The organism is Citrobacter sp. Cpo100 (assembly GCF_030332595.1).
Taxonomy (GTDB): Bacteria; Pseudomonadota; Gammaproteobacteria; order Enterobacterales; family Enterobacteriaceae; genus Citrobacter; species Citrobacter portucalensis.
On the sequence record NZ_JAOWHM010000033.1, the window covers coordinates 46,686 to 64,795 of the forward strand.

Consider the following 18,110-nt stretch of genomic DNA (forward strand, 5'->3'; position numbering starts at 1 on the left):
TATCCGGCCTACAAGCCTGGCGTCACGGTTAGCTACGTTTGCTCAAAATCTCTTTTTCATAAGCGCGCACGCTGTCCAGCCACTGGCTGCCCGCAGGCGTGTCGTGGCGCTGGCAATACATCTCCCAGACGGCCTGCCACGGCAGCGATTTTTGCTCTTCCAGCAGGGCCAGACGTGCGGTGTAGTCGCCGCTGGCTTCGAGCTGACGCAGTTGCTCGGTGGGTTCTAACAGCGCGCGCAGCAGGGCTTTTTTCATATTGCGGGTGCCGATCACCCACGCGGCGATGCGGTTAATGGAGGCGTCGAAGAAGTCGAGGCCAATGTGTACGCGGTCGAACAGGTTGTGGCGAACGATCTCGCTGGCAATCGCCTGAGTTTCATCATCCAGCAGCACCACGTGATCGCTGTCCCAGCGCACCGGACGGCTGACGTGCAGCAGCAGGCGTGGTACATACAGCATGGCGGCGGAAATTTTGTCGGAGATCACTTCAGTCGGATGGAAGTGGCCCGCATCCAGACACAGTGCGGTCTGGCGGCTGGTGGCGTAACCCATGTAGAACTCGTTAGAGCCCACGGTGTAGCTTTCCGCACCGATGCCAAACAGCTTGCTTTCGACGGCATCGATATGGTGCGCTGGGTCGAGTTTCTCGCTGATCACTTCGTCCAGTGCGTCCAGCAGACGCTGGCGCGGCGCTAAACGGTCAACGGTGATGTCTTTCATGCCATCCGGGATCCAGATGTTCATCACCGATGGTGTACCCAACTGCTCGCCAAAATACGCCGAGACGCGACGGCTGGCTTTGCAGTGATCGATCCAGAATTGGCGAATGGTGTCGTCGGCGTGCGCCAGCGTGAAACCGTCGGCGCTCAGCGGGTGTGAGAAGCAGGATGGGTTGAAATCCAGCCCTAACTGGTTCGCTTTCGCCCACTCCACCCAGTTTTTAAAGTGCTCAGGTTTGATTTGGTCGCGGGCAACCGGCGTATCAGATTCCAGATAGATCGCGTGCAAATTCAGACGTTTTGGACCAGGAATCAGGCTCAGCGCCTGCTCCAGATCGGCCCGTAGTTCGGTGGCGTTACGCGCTTTACCCGGATAGTTACCGGTAGCCTGAATACCGCCAGTGAGCGAGCCTTCCGGATTTTCGAAACCGGCGACATCATCGCCCTGCCAGCAGTGCATGGAGACCGGCAGACGATCGAGCTGGCGTAAGGCCGCCTCGACATCAATGCCTACCGCGGCGAAACGCAGTTTTGCCAGTTCCCAGGCTTGTTCAAGTTGAGTGGTCATGCGCAAAGCTCCTTTGTCTGTCGTAGTGATTGAAACTGCGCCTGGTAGCGGGCAATTTCACTTTCAGGATTGGGAATGAAGGTGGTCAGTTCGTAGTTGGCGCGCACCACCTGACGGAAATCATCGACGTTGTTCAGCTCGTCCAGCGTCATCAGCTGGATGCCAATATTGCCGAGCGTGGAAGCCTCAATCGGCCCGGACATCACGCGAATACCGCAGGCATCCGCACATAGCTGGTTCAGTAAGGTGTTCTGGCAGCCGCCACCGACAATGTGCAGTTGGCTAAATGCTGCACCACGCAGTTGTGCCAGTTCTTGCAGGATGTCGGCGTACAGCAACGCCAGGCTGTCGAAGATACAGCGCGCCAGTTCGGCGTTTTGCAGGGGAACGGGTTGGCCTGATTCACGGCATGCTGCCTGAATTTCTGCACTCATATCGTCGGGGTTGATAAAGCGATCGTCGTTCGGGTTTATCAGGAACTGGCAGGCCGGCAGCGCTTGCGTTTGGCTGATAAGCGTTGGCAGGTCGGTAATCTGGCGCTCTTTTAATACGCGCTGGAGCAGCCACAGCCCCATAATATTTTTCAGGACACGGTAGCGTCCTTCCGCGCCGCCTTCATTGGTGATATTTGCCGCCAGCGCCGCATCGTTGGTATACGGTGTTCTGCTCTCAAAGCCCATCAGCGACCAGGTCCCGGAAGAGAGATAGGCGCTGTTTTTGTCGGCCAGCGGAGAAGCAATGACCGCGCTGGCCGTGTCGTGACTGGCGACGGCGACAACCGGAATTTGGTTTTTCTGTGGGCAAATCCAGTGGCCGATCACGTTCCCTGGATGCGTCGGGCGACCAAACCAGGCTTTGTCTGCCCCGGTCCACGCCAGCAGTGTGTCGTCCCAGTCGTCGGTATTAATATTGACTAGCTGGGTGGTGGTGGCGTTGGTGTATTCCCAGTTCATTTTGCCGGTCAGGCGAAAGCTGAAGTAGTCGGGGATCAGCAGGGCATGGGCCACCTGCGGGAGCAGTTCTGGCTGCTGTTCAACCAGCGCACGCAGTTGATACAGGGTGTTAAAGGGCAGAAACTGAATGCCGCTACGGCGGTAAATTTCACCTTTACCCGGCTGCTCCATCGCCTGCGCTATAATGCCGGTCGTGCGGCTGTCACGGTAAGAGACCGGCAGACCGACACGTTGACCGACGTTATCGATCAGAACGTAATCCACGCCCCAGGTATCAATGCCGATGCTGTCTATCCGAATGCCTTCATCGCAGACTTTTTTCAGGCCAAGACGAATATCGTTTTCCAGGCTGTCGATGTCCCAGGTGTCAAAACCGTCTGTTTTTTGCAGGCAGTTCATGAAGCGGTGGATTTCACGTAGCGTCAGGGAGCGGTGTTCACTGTCGTAACGCGCCAGCATTACGCGCCCACTGGATGCGCCGAGATCGACTGCGACACAATGGCGAAAAGTCATAGCGAGGTCCTTCTGAGTTTTATTGCACTCAGTCTAAGAACCCCAGATAAAGCGTACCTTCTTGACAGTGACAGCCACAATTAGCGGCTGGCAACATGGCAAAGGTGAACGTGACGCTGTTCACAATTTCTATTAATAGGACCTGTTTTAGCGGATGTGACGCCTTCCGCAATTCGCGATCTTTCCCGCCATTTCTTGAAGAATTGACCGTGTTTACGCACTTTGGCGTCAAAAATTTAAGGTGAGGGTGATAACCCTTAATTACTATTCAGCCATGTTCATTTGATCAGGAAGGATGTCATCATGACGGTATTGCATTGCGTGGATTTTTTTCCGACAGGTAAAGCGCCAGTGGCTATTGAACCGCGGCTTCCTCAACCTGCGTTTCCAGAGCATCATCATGATTTTCATGAAATTGTGGTGGTCGAACATGGAACGGGGATCCATGTGTTCAACGGGCAGCCTTACACAATCAGCGGCGGTACGGTGTGTTTCGTTCGCGATCATGACCGGCATTTATATGAACATACTGACAATCTGTGCCTGACCAATGTGTTGTATCGCTCCCCGGATGCGTTTCAATTTCTGGCTGGGCTGAATCAGCTTTTACCTCAGGAACAGAACGGGCAGTATCCCTCCCACTGGCGGGTGAATCAGGGGGTGTTGCAGCAGGTTCGACAATTGGTGGGGCAGATGGAAGCGCTCGGTGAGGGGATGGATACACCAACGGCGGCAAATCGCGAGATCCTGTTTATGCAACTGCTGGTGCTGCTGCGTAAAAGCAGCCTGATGGAAGCAGCGACCGATAACGACGCGCGGCTTAACCTCCTGATGGCGTGGCTGGAAGATAACTTTGCCGACGAGGTGTGTTGGGAGGCGCTGGCCGAGAAGTTTTCCCTCTCTTTGCGCACTCTGCATCGCCAGCTCAAACAGCAAACCGGATTGACGCCGCAGCGCTACCTTAACCGCTTGCGGCTGATCAAGGCCCGGCATCTGCTTCGCCACAGTGATGACAGTGTGACAGACATCGCTTATCTCTGCGGATTCGGCGACAGTAACCACTTTTCGACGCTTTTTCGTCGTGAGTTCAAGTGGTCACCACGCGATATTCGTCAGGGGCGCGATCTCGTTGTGGCAAGCCGCCTCCAGTAACGCGAAAGCTATCAACGTTTTTTACCGCCGAATCTCAGATAATCATGTCCCTTAACGCCGGATGGTGGCTACGCCTTATCCGGCCTACGTGTCACGTAATCTGTAGGTCGGATAAGGCGTAGCCGCCATCCGACAGGGAATATTGTGATGGCGAATCATCTGGTCCTTCTGAAATCAGACTTCTTTGCGCATGAGCAGCAGGCTGTGGCCGTGGCTGACCGTTATCCGCAGGATGTCTTTGCTGAGCATACCCACGAGTTTTGCGAGCTGGTTATGGTCTGGCGTGGTAATGGTCTGCATGTCCTTAACGATCGCCCGTACCGGATAACCCGTGGCGATCTGTTTTACATTCGCGCCGAAGATAAACACTCCTACACCTCCGTGAACGACCTGGTGTTGCAAAATATCATCTACTGCCCGGAGCGGTTGACGCTGAATGTTGACTGGCAAGGGGCGATCCCCGGATTTAACGGTACGCCGAGGCAGCCGCATTGGCGACTCGGCAGCGTTGGCATGAGCCAGGTCCGACAGGTGATAAGCCAGCTTGAACATGAAAGTAATCAACGTGATGCACAGGCTTTTACCATGGCTGAGCTGCTGTTCGGGCAACTGGTGACACACCTTAAGCGGCATCGTTATGCCACGGATACGCTCCCGGCGACCTCCAGTGAAACGCTGCTGGATAAACTGATCACCGCGTTAGCCGGTAGCCATGAGCATGCGTTTGAACTGGATACGTTTTGCGAGCGCGAACAATGCAGCGAGCGCGTTTTGCGCCAGCAGTTTCGCAGCCAGACCGGGATGACCATCAACCAGTATCTCCGCCAGGTGCGGGTTTGCCACGCGCAGTATCTGCTCAAACATAGTCGGTTGATGATTAGCGAGATTTCCATGCGCTGCGGCTTTGAGGACAGTAACTACTTTTCGGTGGTATTTACGCGGGAAACCGGGATGACGCCGAGCCAGTGGCGTCATCTCAGTACTCAGCATGCTTAGCTGGCCATTCCCAGACCGACAATGTTTGCCGCGACAATGATCACTACGCAGCCGAGGCTTAGCACGCTGACCGGACGACGACCCGCGTTTTTCCACTCTTTCAATACCAGACCGACAATCCCGCCGCACAGAACATAGAAGCTCATGTGCAGCATCCAGCTTACATAGTCATACTGCGCCGGAATACGTGCGTGGCCCCAGGCGTAGAAGAAGAATTGCAGATACCACATCAAGCCACCAAGCGCAGAGAGCAGCACGTTGGTGATAATCAGCGGTTTGGCTAACGAGAAGTCGGCTTTTATCGACAAGTTCTTCACTTTTGCCAGACGAATGAAGCAGAAGCCCAGGTTAACAAGCGCGCCACCGCCCATAATAACCACATAGCTAGGCAGGGCGACATACAGCGGATCGACGCCCAACGCGGCGGCGGCATCGTGCATCGGTTTCGCCGCGTTCATCGCAAAGGACATCCCGGCGGAGAAAATACCGCACATGACGGCCAGAACCAGACCTTTTTTCAGGTTGAAATCTTCCGCTTTGATGCCCATTTTGCGTTCTTTTAACTGACCGGCACGGGTAACAATGCCCACGCCAATCAGCGCGACCAGTACGCCAAGCAGCGTCATGCGGCCACCAGAGGTATTGATCAGTACATCAAAATTGCCGTTGATAATCGGGGTCATCAGCGTGCCGACAATCAGCGTAATACCTATCGCAATCCCGATACCCATCGACATACCGAGATAGCGCATGGTCAGGCCATAGTTGATATTGCCAATCCCCCACATTGCACCAAACAGAAATACCGGCGCCAGTGTGGAGAGGCTGAAGGAGCTGAAGTAGGCCCAGAAATCGGGAAGTAACATGGCGCTGATGGTCCACGGCAGGATTATCCAGGAGACGATCCCGCCAACCGACCACATCGTTTCCCATGACCAATGTTTGACTTGCTTGAACGGGGCATAGAAACAGGCGGCACTGGCTGCCCCTATCAAATGCCAAAAGATACCCATCGTAATCGCGTTACTCATGACTTAATCCTCGTTATTTTTTATCGTCGGTAATGACCCCTCCGACCTAACGAGTTTAAAAATTACGCAGGTGGTTAACCTTTTGACGATTGCCGCCCTTTTGCGCATGTTGGCAATTATCACGTTAAGTGGGTGATTCGGCTCACATCTTTAACAATGGGTTTGATTCATTAAGACCCTGTAAAAAGTACGGCATTGATAATCATTTTCAATATCATTTAATTAACTATAATGACCCAACTGCTTACGCGGCGTTAACACTGGCCGCCCGACAATACTGGAGATGATTATGAGTTATACACTGCCATCCCTGCCGTACGCTTATGATGCCCTTGAACCGCACTTCGATAAGCAGACGATGGAAATTCACCACACCAAACACCACCAGGCTTACGTAAACAACGCCAACGCTGCGCTGGAAAGCCTGCCTGAATTCGCCAGCCTGTCCGTTGAAGAGTTGATCACCAAACTGGATCAACTGCCAGCAGACAAGAAAACCGTACTGCGTAACAACGCGGGCGGTCACGCTAACCACAGCCTGTTCTGGAAAGGCCTGAAAACCGGTACTACGCTGCAGGGCGACCTGAAAGCGGCTATCGAACGTGACTTCGGCTCCGTTGACAACTTCAAAGCTGAATTTGAAAAAGCAGCGGCAACCCGCTTTGGCTCCGGCTGGGCGTGGCTGGTTCTGAAAGGTGACAAACTGGCTGTTGTTTCCACCGCCAACCAGGATTCCCCGCTGATGGGTGAAGCTATCTCTGGCGCTTCCGGTTTCCCAATCGTGGGCCTGGACGTTTGGGAACACGCTTACTACCTGAAATTCCAGAACCGTCGCCCGGACTACATCAAAGAGTTCTGGAACGTCGTGAACTGGGACGAAGCTGCCGCGCGTTTCGCAGCAAAAAAATAAGTTCTACGCTTTAACAAAGCCCTGCAAGCGATGCTTGTGGGGTTTTTTTGTGATCAAACTCAATATAAAAACAATGATCCACTTAAATTGAAACAAGGTTTTATTATGCGAGTGGGATCACTTTTATAGTCTCTATGAATGTCTATCTTCTTTTCATCAAGACGGGCGCATCTCAAAGCAAGATGCAATCGCCCATAAAAATTGCCCCATTTTTATGTCTACAGGTGATGGAAATGCAGATCAAACGTACGATAGAGAAAATCCCAGGCGGTATGATGCTGGTGCCGCTTTTCCTGGGCGCGTTGTGTCATACCTTTTCCCCCGGCGCCGGGAAATATTTCGGTTCTTTTACCAACGGTATGATCACCGGTACGGTGCCTATCCTGGCAGTCTGGTTCTTTTGCATGGGGGCGTCGATCAAGCTAAGCGCCACCGGCACCGTGCTGCGTAAATCAGGTACGTTAGTCATCACCAAGATTCTGGTGGCGTGGGTGGTTGCAGCGATTGCTTCACGCATTCTGCCGGAACATGGTGTAGAGGTCGGATTCTTCGCTGGGTTGTCTACGCTGGCGCTGGTGGCCGCGATGGATATGACCAACGGCGGGCTGTATGCCTCGATTATGCAGCAGTACGGCACCAAAGAAGAGGCCGGGGCGTTTGTCCTGATGTCGCTGGAGTCTGGCCCGCTGATGACCATGGTGATTCTGGGAACCGCCGGGATCGCGTCGTTTGAACCACACGTATTTGTTGGTGCGGTATTGCCGTTCCTGATTGGCTTTGCGCTGGGGAATCTGGACCCTGAACTGCGGGAGTTCTTCAGCAAAGCGGTGCAGACGCTGATCCCGTTCTTTGCCTTCGCATTAGGTAACACCATTGATTTGAGCGTGATTGCGCAGACCGGCGTGCTGGGTATTCTGCTGGGCGTGGCGGTGATTATCATCACTGGTATTCCATTGATTATCGCCGATAAACTGATTGGTGGTGGCGATGGTACGGCGGGGATTGCCGCTTCCAGTTCTGCGGGGGCGGCGGTTGCTACGCCTGTGCTGATTGCTGAAATGGTTCCGGCATTTAAACCGATGGCACCGGCAGCAACTTCCCTGGTCGCCACGTCGGTGATTGTGACCTCCATTCTGGTGCCGATTATCACGTCTATCTGGTCGAAAAGGGCCAAAGCAAGGGCGGCAGAAATTGATATTCGTGGCACCGTGAAGTAAGTCTCTTCAGCCGGATGGTCTGCACCATCCGGCTTAATTATTTACCCTTTGACGACAAACACCTCATCGATTGTTCGACACTCACTCTCGTTCAACTCTCCACCGGCATTACGTGACACGCCGGTACAATAGCCAAACTTACGCGATACCACGGTTTTGATGGTGGTGACAAAATCTTCGCCGATGGCATAGATGGACATGTAGGTGCCAATCTGGTCCTGAATATCGCGAAGTGCTGCCAGGTCGCCCTGTTTAAACGCTTCCCGCGCGCTGACAAACAGTTCCGGCATGACGTTGTTCAACCCTGAAATTATCCCCGCGCCACCTGCTAACAGGTTGGGAATGTAGTATTCGTCATAGCCGGACAGCACGGCAAAATCCTCCCGCACGGCGCGGGTGGTCTGAATCATACTGCGGGTATGGGACTGGCAGTCGACGGTGTCTTTAATGCCAGCGAAATTCGGGAACTCGGCGGCGAGGGTGGCTACCAGTTCGGGGGTTAAATCGCAGCCGGTGCGTGCCGGGAAGTTATAAGCAAACCATTTGCCGCTGAGTGTCTGCCCCAACTGACGGAAGTAGCTCAGCAGCTGTTTCGCCGTTTGTCCGTAGTAGTAGGGCGGCAGGATCATCACGGCATCGTAACCTGAGCGATACGCTTCCTGCGCCATCAATAAAACATCATTCTGGCAGGTGGATGAGACGTTGGCGACCATCTTCAGCGAGCTCATGGCGCGGGCCTCGCGGATCAGCAGCAGTCTTTCTTCGAGCGTGAAGGAGGCAAATTCCCCGATGCTGCCCATCAGCAAAATCACGTCGATTTTGGCCTCGGTAAGGCGTTTGAGATGTTGGCTTAGACCGTTGAGATCGATCTTGCCATCATTGTCCATTGGCGTAATGGAAGGACACCAGACGCCAGCAAATTGCGATTGACCAGTCACGTTGTCGACTCCTTATTTGAAATGATGTTTCAAAACCAGATTACATTGATAGCATGTGTCCCTAAGTTTCATGTGAACCGTGCTCTCATTTTGAGCGACTGGGGTAAAATAAATGTGGTGTAATGGGGGAAATTTATCGGGAGAGGGAACAGATGCGATATCCGGTCGATGTTTTTACAGGCAAAGTTCGGGACTACACGGGAAGCCGTCCCAGCGCGATTGCTAAAGTCCAGATTGACGGTGAGTTGATGCTGACCGAACTGGGGCTGACGGGGGATGAACAAGCGGAAACGAAAATTCACGGCGGGCCGGATCGCGCGCTGTGTCACTATCCGCGTGAACACTATCAGCACTGGAGACAAGCGTTTCCGGAGCAGGCGGAGCTATTTGTCGCCCCCGCGTTTGGTGAGAACCTCTCTACTGAGGGGCTGACTGAAGATAATGTGTATATTGGCGACATTTTCCAGTGGGGAGAGGCGCTGATTCAGGTCACGCAGCCGCGCTCGCCGTGCTTTAAGCTGAATTTCCATTTTGGCATCAGCGATATGGCCAGCCAGATGCAGGATGCGGGCAAGACGGGCTGGCTGTGTAGCGTCATCGCGCCTGGTCAGGTGTCAGCAGACGCGCCATTGATCCTGGCGTCACGCGTGAGCGACGTCAGCGTGCGGGAGGCCATTGCTATCGCCTGGCATATGCCGTTTGATGATTCGCAATATCACCGTTTACTGTCGGCTGCTGGGTTATCAAAAAGCTGGACCAGAACGATGCAAAAGCGCCGTTTAAGCGGCAAGATCGAAGACAATTCCCGCCGTTTGTGGGGAAAATAAACCTACCTTCATCTGGCAGTTAAATCAGGTGGAGACACCTGATTTACCTCTCCCCCGTGCTTCATCCCCCCTGTGTACAAAACCGGGCAAAAACCTGACGGTCTCGGTTTGCTTCAAAGCCATTCTTGATACCTAGTCCACAAAAAGAAACTCTGCGTTGAAAAAAAACTTGAGTATTTCCTGCACTCAAATATCTTAGCTTCAAATTGGTTTAAACCAGATGAGCGAAATGAAAAAGAAAAACAATGTTGATGTGCTCAGGGAGCGCTTTGAAAGCTGGTTAAACGAGAAGAATTTACCAGCGGGGTCCAAATTGCCTTCGGAAAGGGAGTTATGTGAGCTGCTGGATGCAAAGCGTATGACCTTACGTCAGGTTCTGATTGAGCTTGAGATCGATGCGCGTATTTTCCGCAAGAACCGCAGTGGTTGGTTTATTTCGTCGAAGCGATTTATTTATAACCCTAAATCACTTTCCAGCTTCAATGCTGAAGCCTGTGCCCAGGGACGTAAGCCTTTTTGGGATTATTTAACCAAAGAAACCATTGATACAGTCCCACACCATGTTGAGGATGTTTTTCTCTCTTCGGGCGATCGTTATCTGATTACCGGTTGGTGCGGTCTTGATTCACATAAAGTGTTTTACCATGAATCCTATATTGATGCCGATGTTGCGCCAGGATTCATTAATAAATTGGGCAATCAGTCTTTTGCCAGCGTCTGGGAAGATGCATTTGGCCATGTTTTAAATATCAAAGAAATGGTTTTTAAACCGGTCAATATGCCAGAAGTGGCCTGCAAAGAACTGGGTGTTGCGCCTAATACGTATGGAATTTTAGTAGAAAAACATCGGGCTACCCGAGATAAAAAAGTGGTTCAGGTTGATTTCGAATACTGGCGACTTGAATCAGTGGAACTTGTTATTCGCGATGAATGAGAAAAATAATGGGAAAATGTAACCAAGAACTTCTTGCGGAACGCGCGAGAAATATACCGCTGTACCTACATGCTTATGCTTTTCATCTGAATATGCGTTACGAGAGAGTCCTGCCGGGGGATCTTCTGGATATTGCGCATCAGCAAAAATTGAAGGGTGTAAAAATACATGTTGAGGATGGTGAATCCCAATCACTGCAGAAACTGAACGATCAGCAGCTACACGATTTTAAAGAGAAGGCCAAAAAATATAATCTGGATGTGCATATCGAAACGAGCGCATCGGATAAGGCGACATTGACGGATGCCATCCGTATTGCTGTTGCTACTGGTGCAACTTCAGTGCGTTTCTACCCGCGTTATGAAGGGCATCTCAACGATGTTATGGCGAAGATTGCCAATGATATTGCATGGCTGTCTCAGTATGACGATTGCGGACTAAGCTTTACTATCGAACAGCATGAAGATCTGCAAGGCCATGAGCTGGTGACGCTGGTTAACAATAGCGGGATGAAAAATCTCTCTATTCTGTTTGATTTTGGCAACATGATTAATGCTAATGAACAGCCGCTTTCTGCGTTAGAGGTTATGTCTCCATTAATCACCCAGGTGCATATCAAAGACGCTAAAATTATTAAAGAAGGTAAAGGCTGGGGGCATGAGGCTTGTCGTTCTGGACACGGCGATTTACCCATGGAAGAGATGCTTAAGGCATTATTACTTTTAGGTGAAGATAAACCGCAAGTACATGCTTTTGGCCTGGAAGAAGAGGTTGAATATTATGCCCCTGCATTTCGCTTCGACGATGAGGGTGATAATCCATGGATCCCATGGCGCGATGCAAGTTATACGCCACTGCCTGACAGCAACATGATTGATGCGCGACTGGCGCAGGAAAAAGAACATGCTCTTGCCCAAATAAAATACATTCGTGATATATGTGACAAGTTTATAGGAAATTAATTAGTTTTCTTAAAATATTATTAAATGCGGAAAGGATTATGAAAATAATCCCCTGGCTTTATTAATTATACAATTTAATTTAGATATTTCTCTCAACAAGCAATGAGGGTTTAATCATGTTCATGAATAAATGGGCAAGGCTCTGTTTTTTGATTTTAGGCGGCGGCACGATATTCAAGCTTTCAAGTATGAAAGATGTTTTCTATGTGCCAATGCAGAATGACTGGGGTTTAACTAATACGCAAATTGGGTTGAGCTTTACGGTTTATACGATTGTTCAGACAACCGGACTTTTTCTTTCTCTCTATATCGCAGATCGTTACTCCAAGAAAATATTATTACCGTTCGGTCTGATTGGCGTTGGGTTATGTGGCTTATATCTGGCAACGCTACCGTCATTTACTGGTTATCTCATTTGCTTTGCCGCGATGGCTTTCTTTGCCGATGTGGTTTATTGGCCGGTATTGCTGAAAGCCGTTCGTTTGCTGGGAACGAAAGAAGAACAAGGACGCATGTTCGGCTTTTTAGAAGCCGGACGTGGCGTGGTGGATGTTATCGTTGCATCTGGCGCTCTGTTTGTCTTCGTCCAGTTTGGTGAAGGTAAAGCGGGGATGCAGGCGGGCCTGTTGTTCTATACGGTAATTACGCTTGTGGCAGGTATTGTGACGTACTTTATTGTCGATGATGACAAAGTGAAAGGTGGCGAGAAAACCAGTGCCAACATGGAAGTGTTAAAGGGTATCAAACATGTTTTGTCCTGCCCTAATGTTTGGCTGGCTTCTTTAGGTATTTTCTTCGTTTATGCCGCGTACTGTGGACTGACTTACTTTATTCCGTTCTTAAAAGATATCTATATGCTGCCGGTAGCTCTCGTCGGTGCGTACGGCATCATCAACCAGTATGCGTTAAAAATGGTAGGTGGGCCGATTGGTGGAATGTTGGCAGATAAAGTTGCTAAATCACCGACAGTGTATCTGAAGTGGACGTTCCTGATCTCTGCTGTGGCGATGCTTGTGTTCATGCAGTTACCGCATCAAACAATGAACGTGTATATCGGTATGGCGGCGACATTAGGGTTCGGAGCGATTATCTTCTCACAGCGCGCCATTTTCTTCGCGCCGATGGATGAGATCGGTACCCCACGTGAGTATGCGGGCTCGGCAATGGCATTTGGTTGCATCATCGGTTATATGCCAGCGATGTTTGCGTACACGTTGTACGGCTATTTGCTTGATACCAATAGCGGCATCACTGGCTACAACTATGTCTTTAGCGTGATGATTGCGTTCAGCTTAATGGGCTTTATCTGTTCGACAATTCTGGTGAAGCGGATTAAAAAGCAAAAGCTAGCGGCTGCGGCTGCGGCAGCATAACGTGAGTGCTTCCCCGGCAATAAATGACCGGGGAAGCCTGTTAAGCGCGTTTATACAGCGGTAACCAAATCACCAGCCGTAAACCACCCAGCGGGCTGTCTTCGGCCTTCACCCAGCCACGATGCTGCTGGATCGCGGTTTCCACAATCGCCAGACCCAGACCTGTTCCGCCAGACTCGCGATCGCGCGCCTCATCGGTACGATAGAACGGACGAAAAATCTGTTCTCTGTCTTCAGGGCTAACGCCTGGGCCATCGTCGTCCACGGTGATGGTAATCCCGTCGATATCCACCGCGAAGCCAACTTCAATCTTCGTATGTGAATAGCGCAGGGCATTGCGCACAATGTTTTCCAGCGCACTTTCCAACGCATTTGGGTTACCGTACAGCGGCCACGGACCCGGCGGGAAATTCACCGTGAGTGATTTACCCATCTGCTCAGCTTCAAAGGCGGCGTTATCCAACACTTCACCCCAAAGCTGATTAGCTTTCACTGTTTCACTGACCAGCGCGTTTTTCTGCTGATTACGTGACATCACCAGCAGGTCGTTGATCATGCTGTCCAGTCGGTGAGCTTCTGTTTCAATGCGCTCCAGCTCTTTGCTCTCACCGCTACGACGGCGCAGCAGAGCGGTGCCCAGTTGCAGACGCGTTAGCGGTGTTCTCAGCTCGTGAGAGATGTCCGACAGCAGGCGTTGCTGTGTGGTCATCATCCGTTCCAACGCCGTCACCATCTGGTTAAAGCTCGCGCCTGCCGCCAGGAACTCCTGCGGACCGGCTTCCAGCTCAGGATGTTGACGCAGGTTACCCTGAGCTACTTCATCCGCCGCGTTTTTCAACTTACGCGCCGGTTTCGCCAGACTCCAGGCAAGCCAGAGCAATAGCGGTGAGCTGACTAACATGGTGACGATCAGCAACAACAGCGGTCGGTCGAACAGCAGGTTGATAAAGTCAGATTGTGAGCTGCTGGCAGGTCGTATGAGATACAGCTGGTAGTTATCTTCACCGTCTCTGACGGAGAAAGGCCCGACCATCTCAACGCGACCGTATTTTTTCTTTTGCGGATGGTCGGCGTTATCGGCCTGACCAATAAAGTTACGAATGATCTGCATTTCGTTGCGTTCTGCGCCGATCACGCGTCCTTCCGTCGTAACAAGTAATAACCGCTGTCCTGGCGGCGCCCACTTGTCTATCGCCCGAAACAAGCGACGCCACCACATCAAATCGTTGGGTGGATCGTTCGCCAGTTCAGCTTCAACGTGTTGCTCAATCATTAACCCCTGGCGCTGCTCGCTGTCCAGTAGCTCGGTCATCTGGCGTGAGTCGAGCTTGGGTAACATCAGTACCAACATCAACACCAGTGCCAGCGTCAACCAGAAGATGGCAAAGATGCGTGCGGTTAAGCTCCCTATCATGAAGCGGAGACCATCAGGTAGCCGCGACCACGCAGGGTTTTAAACCACGGGTGTCCGTCTTTACGCTCTGGCAGCTTACGACGCAGGTTCGAGATATGCATGTCGATCGCGCGATCGAAAGGCGTCAGGCGTTTGCCCAGCACTTCCTGGCTCAGGTGCTCACGCGAAACCACCTGACCGAGATGCTGAGCCAGCAAATAGAGCAGGGTGAATTCGGTGCCGGTTAGCTCCAGAATTTGCCCGTCAAAGCTGGCTTCCTGGCGACCCGGATTAAGGCTTAACGCATCAACTTCCAGCGTCGGCGAGCCGTTATCGCTGTTCTGCTGCTGTTCGCTCCAGTGTGAGCGACGCAGAATAGCGCGGATGCGCGCGACCAGTTCACGGTCGTTAAACGGTTTAGGTAAATAGTCGTCCGCGCCCAGCTCAAGGCCAAGTACGCGATCCAATTCGCTGCCGCGAGCGGTCAGCATGATTACGGGTGTCTGGTGTGTCTGACGAAGTGCTTTCAGCGTATCAATGCCGTTTTTCTTCGGCATCATGACGTCGAGCAAAAGTAAATCGATGCTGTCATCCAGAAGCTCAAGCGCCTGTTCCCCATCATAGGCAACCAGCACATCGAAACCTTCCATTTCGAGCAACTCCTTTAACAGGGAAGTCAGCTCTCGGTCATCATCAACTAACAGGATTTTATTCATTGTTTACGTACCTCCGAGGCAGAAATTACGTCATCAGGCGTCGCTAATCTATGACTTTACGTTGTTTTACACCCCCTGACGCATGTTTGCAGCCCGAATCGTAAACTGTCTCTCGTTGAATCGCGACAGAAAAGATTTTGGGAGCAAGTGATGGGCAAAGTTACCGCTGCCGTCATGGCCTCAACGCTGGCACTCAGTACATTTAGCCATGCAGCTGAAGTCGTCACAGGCGATCACTGGCACCTGGGTGAAGGCTCATCGCAACGCAGCGTTCAGAGCCACATGTTTGACGGTATCAGTTTAACCGAACATCAACGTCAACAGATGCGAGATTTAATGCAGCAGGCAAGACACGAACAGCCTCCTGTTAATGTTAGCGAAATGGAGACAATGCATCGCCTTGTCACCGCAGAGAAATTTGATGAAAGCGCAGTGCGCGCTCAGGCAGAAAGAATGGCGCAAGAACAGGTTGCCCGCCAGGTTGAAATAGCCAGGATCCGCAACCAGATGTATCGCCTGTTAACGCCAGAGCAGCAAGCGGTTTTAAATGAGAAACATGAACAACGAATGGAGCAACTGCGCGATGTAGCGCACTGGAAAAAAAGCTCATCGTTGAATTTATTGAGTAGTAGCAACTCACGTTCCCAGTAGTAACCCTGTTTTCCTTGCCATAGACACCATCCCTGTCTTCCCCCACATGATGTGGGGGTTTTTTTTGCCCAAAATTTGTCCCTCGGTTATTGCCTGACTGTTTTACTTCATCCGTTATACTAGCGGCATATCCTGGCAGGAGTGTTTATGAATCAAACCTATGGGCGGCTAGTGAGCCGGGCGGCAATCGCGGCAACCGTGATGGCATCGCTGTTACTTTTGATCAAAATTTTTGCGTGGTGGTACACCGGATCGGTCAGTATTCTGGCTGCACTGGTGGATTCTCTGGTGGACATCGCGGCATCGTTAACCAACCTGTTGGTGGTGCGCTATTCGCTGCAACCGGCCGATGATGAGCATACGTTCGGACACGGAAAAGCGGAATCGCTGGCGGCGCTGGCGCAAAGCATGTTTATTTCTGGTTCGGCGCTGTTTTTATTCCTGACCGGGATTCAGCATCTCATCCAACCCACGCCGATGAAAGATCCGGGCGTTGGGGTGGTGGTCACCATCATTGCGTTAGTGTGTACAATCATTCTGGTCTCGTTTCAGCGCTGGGTAGTGAAGCGTACGCAAAGTCAGGCCGTTCGGGCAGATATGCTTCATTATCAGTCTGATGTTATGATGAACGGTGCGATTCTCATTGCGCTCGGGCTGGCATGGTATGGCTGGCATCGTGCAGATGCCTTGTTTGCGCTGGGGATTGGCATCTATATTTTATATAGCGCATTACGCATGGGGTATGAGGCAGTGCAATCTTTGCTGGATCGCGCTTTACCCGATGAGGAACGTCAGGAAATTATTGATATAGTGACGTCATGGCCTGGAGTCAGCGGCGCTCACGATCTTCGCACGCGGCAGTCAGGGCCGACTCGCTTTATTCAGATTCATTTGGAAATGGAAGATAATCTGCCGCTCGTTCAGGCGCATTTAGTGGCTGAACAGGTTGAGCAGGCAATTTTACGGCGTTTCCCGGGATCGGATGTCATCATTCACCAGGATCCCTGTTCAGTCGTACCCAAGGAAGGCAAGATGTTTGAGCTTTCATAATTCGTTGTAAAAAAAGTGAACCGGGCCAGCATTTTGTGTATAAATTACCACCATTTGGCCTGACCTGAATCAATTCAGCAGGAAGTGATTGTTATACTATCTGCATATTCGTTGGATCGTTTCGATATGCGGAATCGACTTCCGGCAGCAGATTTCATTTTGCATTCCAAAGTTCAGAGGTAGTCATGATTAAGAAAATCGGTGTGTTGACAAGCGGCGGTGATGCGCCGGGCATGAACGCAGCAATCCGTGGTGTTGTACGTGCAGCGTTGACGGAAGGGCTGGAAGTCATGGGGATCCATGATGGCTACCTGGGTTTGTATGAAGACCGTATGGTCCAGCTTGACCGCTACAGCGTGTCCGACATGATCAACCGTGGCGGTACTTTCCTCGGTTCTGCTCGCTTCCCGGAATTCCGTGATGAAAACGTACGTGCGGTGGCGATCGAAAACCTGAAGAAGCGTGGCATCGACGCCCTGGTTGTTATCGGGGGTGACGGTTCTTACATGGGTGCAAAACGCCTGACCGAAATGGGCTTCCCATGCATCGGTCTGCCGGGCACTATCGATAACGATATCAAAGGTACCGACTACACCATCGGTTACTTCACCGCTCTGGGTACCGTTGTCGAGGCGATTGACCGCCTGCGTGATACATCTTCTTCTCACCAGCGCATTTCCATCGTCGAAGTGATGGGCCGCTACTGTGGTGACCTGACCCTGGCGGCTGCAATTGCCGGTGGTTGTGAGTTCGTGGTGGTTCCGGAAGTGGAATTCAGCCGTGACGATTTGGTTACTGAAATCAAAGCGGGCATCGCGAAAGGTAAAAAACACGCAATCGTAGCGATCACTGAACACATGTGTGACGTTGACGAACTGGCGCATTACATTGAGAAAGAAACGGGTCGTGAAACGCGTGCAACCGTACTGGGTCACATCCAGCGTGGTGGTTCCCCGGTTCCTTACGACCGTATCCTGGCATCCCGTATGGGCGCCTATGCCATTGAACTTCTGCTGGAAGGTCACGGCGGTCGCTGCGTAGGTATTCAGAACGAGCAGCTGGTTCACCACGACATCATCGACGCTATCGAAAACATGAAGCGTCCGTTCAAAGGTGACTGGCTGGACTGCGCGAAAAAACTGTACTAATTGCAATTGCCGGATGGCGGCTTGCGCCTTATCCGGCCTACATGATGCAAATCGTAGG

The 18,110-nt window shown here is 51.7% G+C and carries 17 protein-coding genes; 11 read left to right on the forward strand and 6 right to left on the reverse strand.

Annotated elements, in window-relative coordinates; translation table 11 throughout:
* Window positions 1-28 precede the first annotated feature (28 nt).
* Together rhaA and rhaB are read right to left on the reverse strand one after the other, a co-directional pair.
* Window positions 29-1,288 (reverse strand): L-rhamnose isomerase, encoded by a 1,260-nt coding sequence (gene rhaA, locus OGX96_RS10545; protein WP_008787011.1) that lies wholly within the window; start codon window positions 1,286-1,288, stop codon window positions 29-31.
* Complete coding sequence (gene rhaB / locus OGX96_RS10550; RefSeq protein WP_286582972.1) at window positions 1,285-2,754, reverse strand: rhamnulokinase; 1,470 nt, start codon at window positions 2,752-2,754, stop codon at window positions 1,285-1,287. The genes rhaA and rhaB overlap by 4 nt, the downstream gene beginning before the upstream one ends.
* 303 nt (window positions 2,755-3,057) lie before the next feature.
* Here rhaB and rhaS point away from each other — a divergent pair, with 303 nt between their 5' ends.
* The gene (rhaS, locus tag OGX96_RS10555) at window positions 3,058-3,906 is read left to right on the forward strand and encodes an HTH-type transcriptional activator RhaS (protein WP_008787013.1); all 849 of its coding nucleotides are present in this window, start codon (window positions 3,058-3,060) and stop codon (window positions 3,904-3,906) included.
* Window positions 3,907-4,053: 147 nt separating this feature from the next.
* The gene (gene rhaR, locus OGX96_RS10560) at window positions 4,054-4,902 is read left to right on the forward strand and encodes an HTH-type transcriptional activator RhaR (RefSeq protein ID WP_008787014.1); all 849 of its coding nucleotides are present in this window, start codon (window positions 4,054-4,056) and stop codon (window positions 4,900-4,902) included.
* On the opposite strand, the gene rhaT is transcribed toward rhaR, so the two are convergent.
* Entirely contained in the window at window positions 4,899-5,933 is a 1,035-nt protein-coding gene (gene rhaT, locus OGX96_RS10565) for an L-rhamnose/proton symporter RhaT (RefSeq protein ID WP_003825242.1), read from the reverse strand. The two genes, rhaR and rhaT, sit on opposite strands and share 4 nt — an antisense overlap.
* A 289-nt stretch (window positions 5,934-6,222) precedes the next feature.
* On the opposite strand from rhaT, the gene sodA reads away from it, so the two are divergent.
* Both sodA and kdgT read left to right on the forward strand, forming a co-directional pair.
* Window positions 6,223-6,843 carry a superoxide dismutase [Mn] gene (gene sodA, locus OGX96_RS10570; protein ID WP_003825239.1) on the forward strand — a complete coding sequence of 207 codons (621 nt, stop codon included), beginning with the start codon at window positions 6,223-6,225 and terminating at the stop codon, window positions 6,841-6,843.
* Between the two features lie 233 nt (window positions 6,844-7,076).
* The gene (kdgT, locus tag OGX96_RS10575; protein WP_020996114.1) at window positions 7,077-8,060 is read left to right on the forward strand and encodes a 2-keto-3-deoxygluconate transporter; all 984 of its coding nucleotides are present in this window, start codon (window positions 7,077-7,079) and stop codon (window positions 8,058-8,060) included.
* 41 nt (window positions 8,061-8,101) lie between these two features.
* On the opposite strand, the gene OGX96_RS10580 is transcribed toward kdgT, so the two are convergent.
* A complete protein-coding gene (locus OGX96_RS10580) occupies window positions 8,102-8,998 on the reverse strand; it encodes a dihydrodipicolinate synthase family protein (protein WP_060683052.1) in 897 nt (298 codons plus the stop codon).
* 152 nt (window positions 8,999-9,150) lie between these two features.
* On the opposite strand from OGX96_RS10580, the gene yiiM reads away from it, so the two are divergent.
* The 4 genes from yiiM (at window position 9,151) to OGX96_RS10600 (ending at window position 13,094) form a co-directional block, all read left to right on the forward strand.
* Complete coding sequence (gene yiiM, locus OGX96_RS10585) at window positions 9,151-9,825, forward strand: 6-hydroxyaminopurine reductase (RefSeq protein WP_020996113.1); 675 nt, start codon at window positions 9,151-9,153, stop codon at window positions 9,823-9,825.
* A gap of 229 nt (window positions 9,826-10,054) precedes the next feature.
* Entirely contained in the window at window positions 10,055-10,759 is a 705-nt protein-coding gene (locus tag OGX96_RS10590) for a GntR family transcriptional regulator (protein WP_032945585.1), read from the forward strand.
* An 8-nt stretch (window positions 10,760-10,767) separates the two neighbouring features.
* Window positions 10,768-11,721 (forward strand): sugar phosphate isomerase/epimerase family protein, encoded by a 954-nt coding sequence (locus OGX96_RS10595; protein ID WP_020996111.1) that lies wholly within the window; start codon window positions 10,768-10,770, stop codon window positions 11,719-11,721.
* A 122-nt stretch (window positions 11,722-11,843) separates the two neighbouring features.
* The gene (locus OGX96_RS10600; protein WP_095533158.1) at window positions 11,844-13,094 is read left to right on the forward strand and encodes an MFS transporter; all 1,251 of its coding nucleotides are present in this window, start codon (window positions 11,844-11,846) and stop codon (window positions 13,092-13,094) included.
* A 40-nt stretch (window positions 13,095-13,134) separates the two neighbouring features.
* Here the strand turns inward: OGX96_RS10600 and cpxA are convergent, their stop codons facing one another.
* On the reverse strand, window positions 13,135-14,508 hold the full coding sequence (gene cpxA / locus OGX96_RS10605; RefSeq protein ID WP_003028758.1) for an envelope stress sensor histidine kinase CpxA: 1,374 nt from the start codon (window positions 14,506-14,508) through the stop codon (window positions 13,135-13,137).
* Complete coding sequence (gene cpxR / locus OGX96_RS10610; RefSeq protein ID WP_003028763.1) at window positions 14,505-15,203, reverse strand: envelope stress response regulator transcription factor CpxR; 699 nt, start codon at window positions 15,201-15,203, stop codon at window positions 14,505-14,507. The genes cpxA and cpxR overlap by 4 nt, the downstream gene beginning before the upstream one ends.
* A 150-nt stretch (window positions 15,204-15,353) precedes the next feature.
* Between cpxR and cpxP the strand changes: the two genes are divergently transcribed.
* The 3 genes from cpxP to pfkA all read left to right on the forward strand — a co-directional run bounded on the left by cpxP (window position 15,354) and on the right by pfkA (window position 18,052).
* Window positions 15,354-15,854 carry a cell-envelope stress modulator CpxP gene (gene cpxP, locus OGX96_RS10615; RefSeq protein WP_008787022.1) on the forward strand — a complete coding sequence of 167 codons (501 nt, stop codon included), beginning with the start codon at window positions 15,354-15,356 and terminating at the stop codon, window positions 15,852-15,854.
* Between the two features lie 147 nt (window positions 15,855-16,001).
* On the forward strand, window positions 16,002-16,904 hold the full coding sequence (fieF, locus tag OGX96_RS10620) for a CDF family cation-efflux transporter FieF (protein ID WP_003825216.1): 903 nt from the start codon (window positions 16,002-16,004) through the stop codon (window positions 16,902-16,904).
* Window positions 16,905-17,089: 185 nt separating this feature from the next.
* Window positions 17,090-18,052, forward strand: a complete 963-nt coding sequence (gene pfkA / locus OGX96_RS10625) for a 6-phosphofructokinase (protein ID WP_003825214.1) — start codon at window positions 17,090-17,092, stop codon at window positions 18,050-18,052.
* Window positions 18,053-18,110 lie beyond the last annotated feature (58 nt).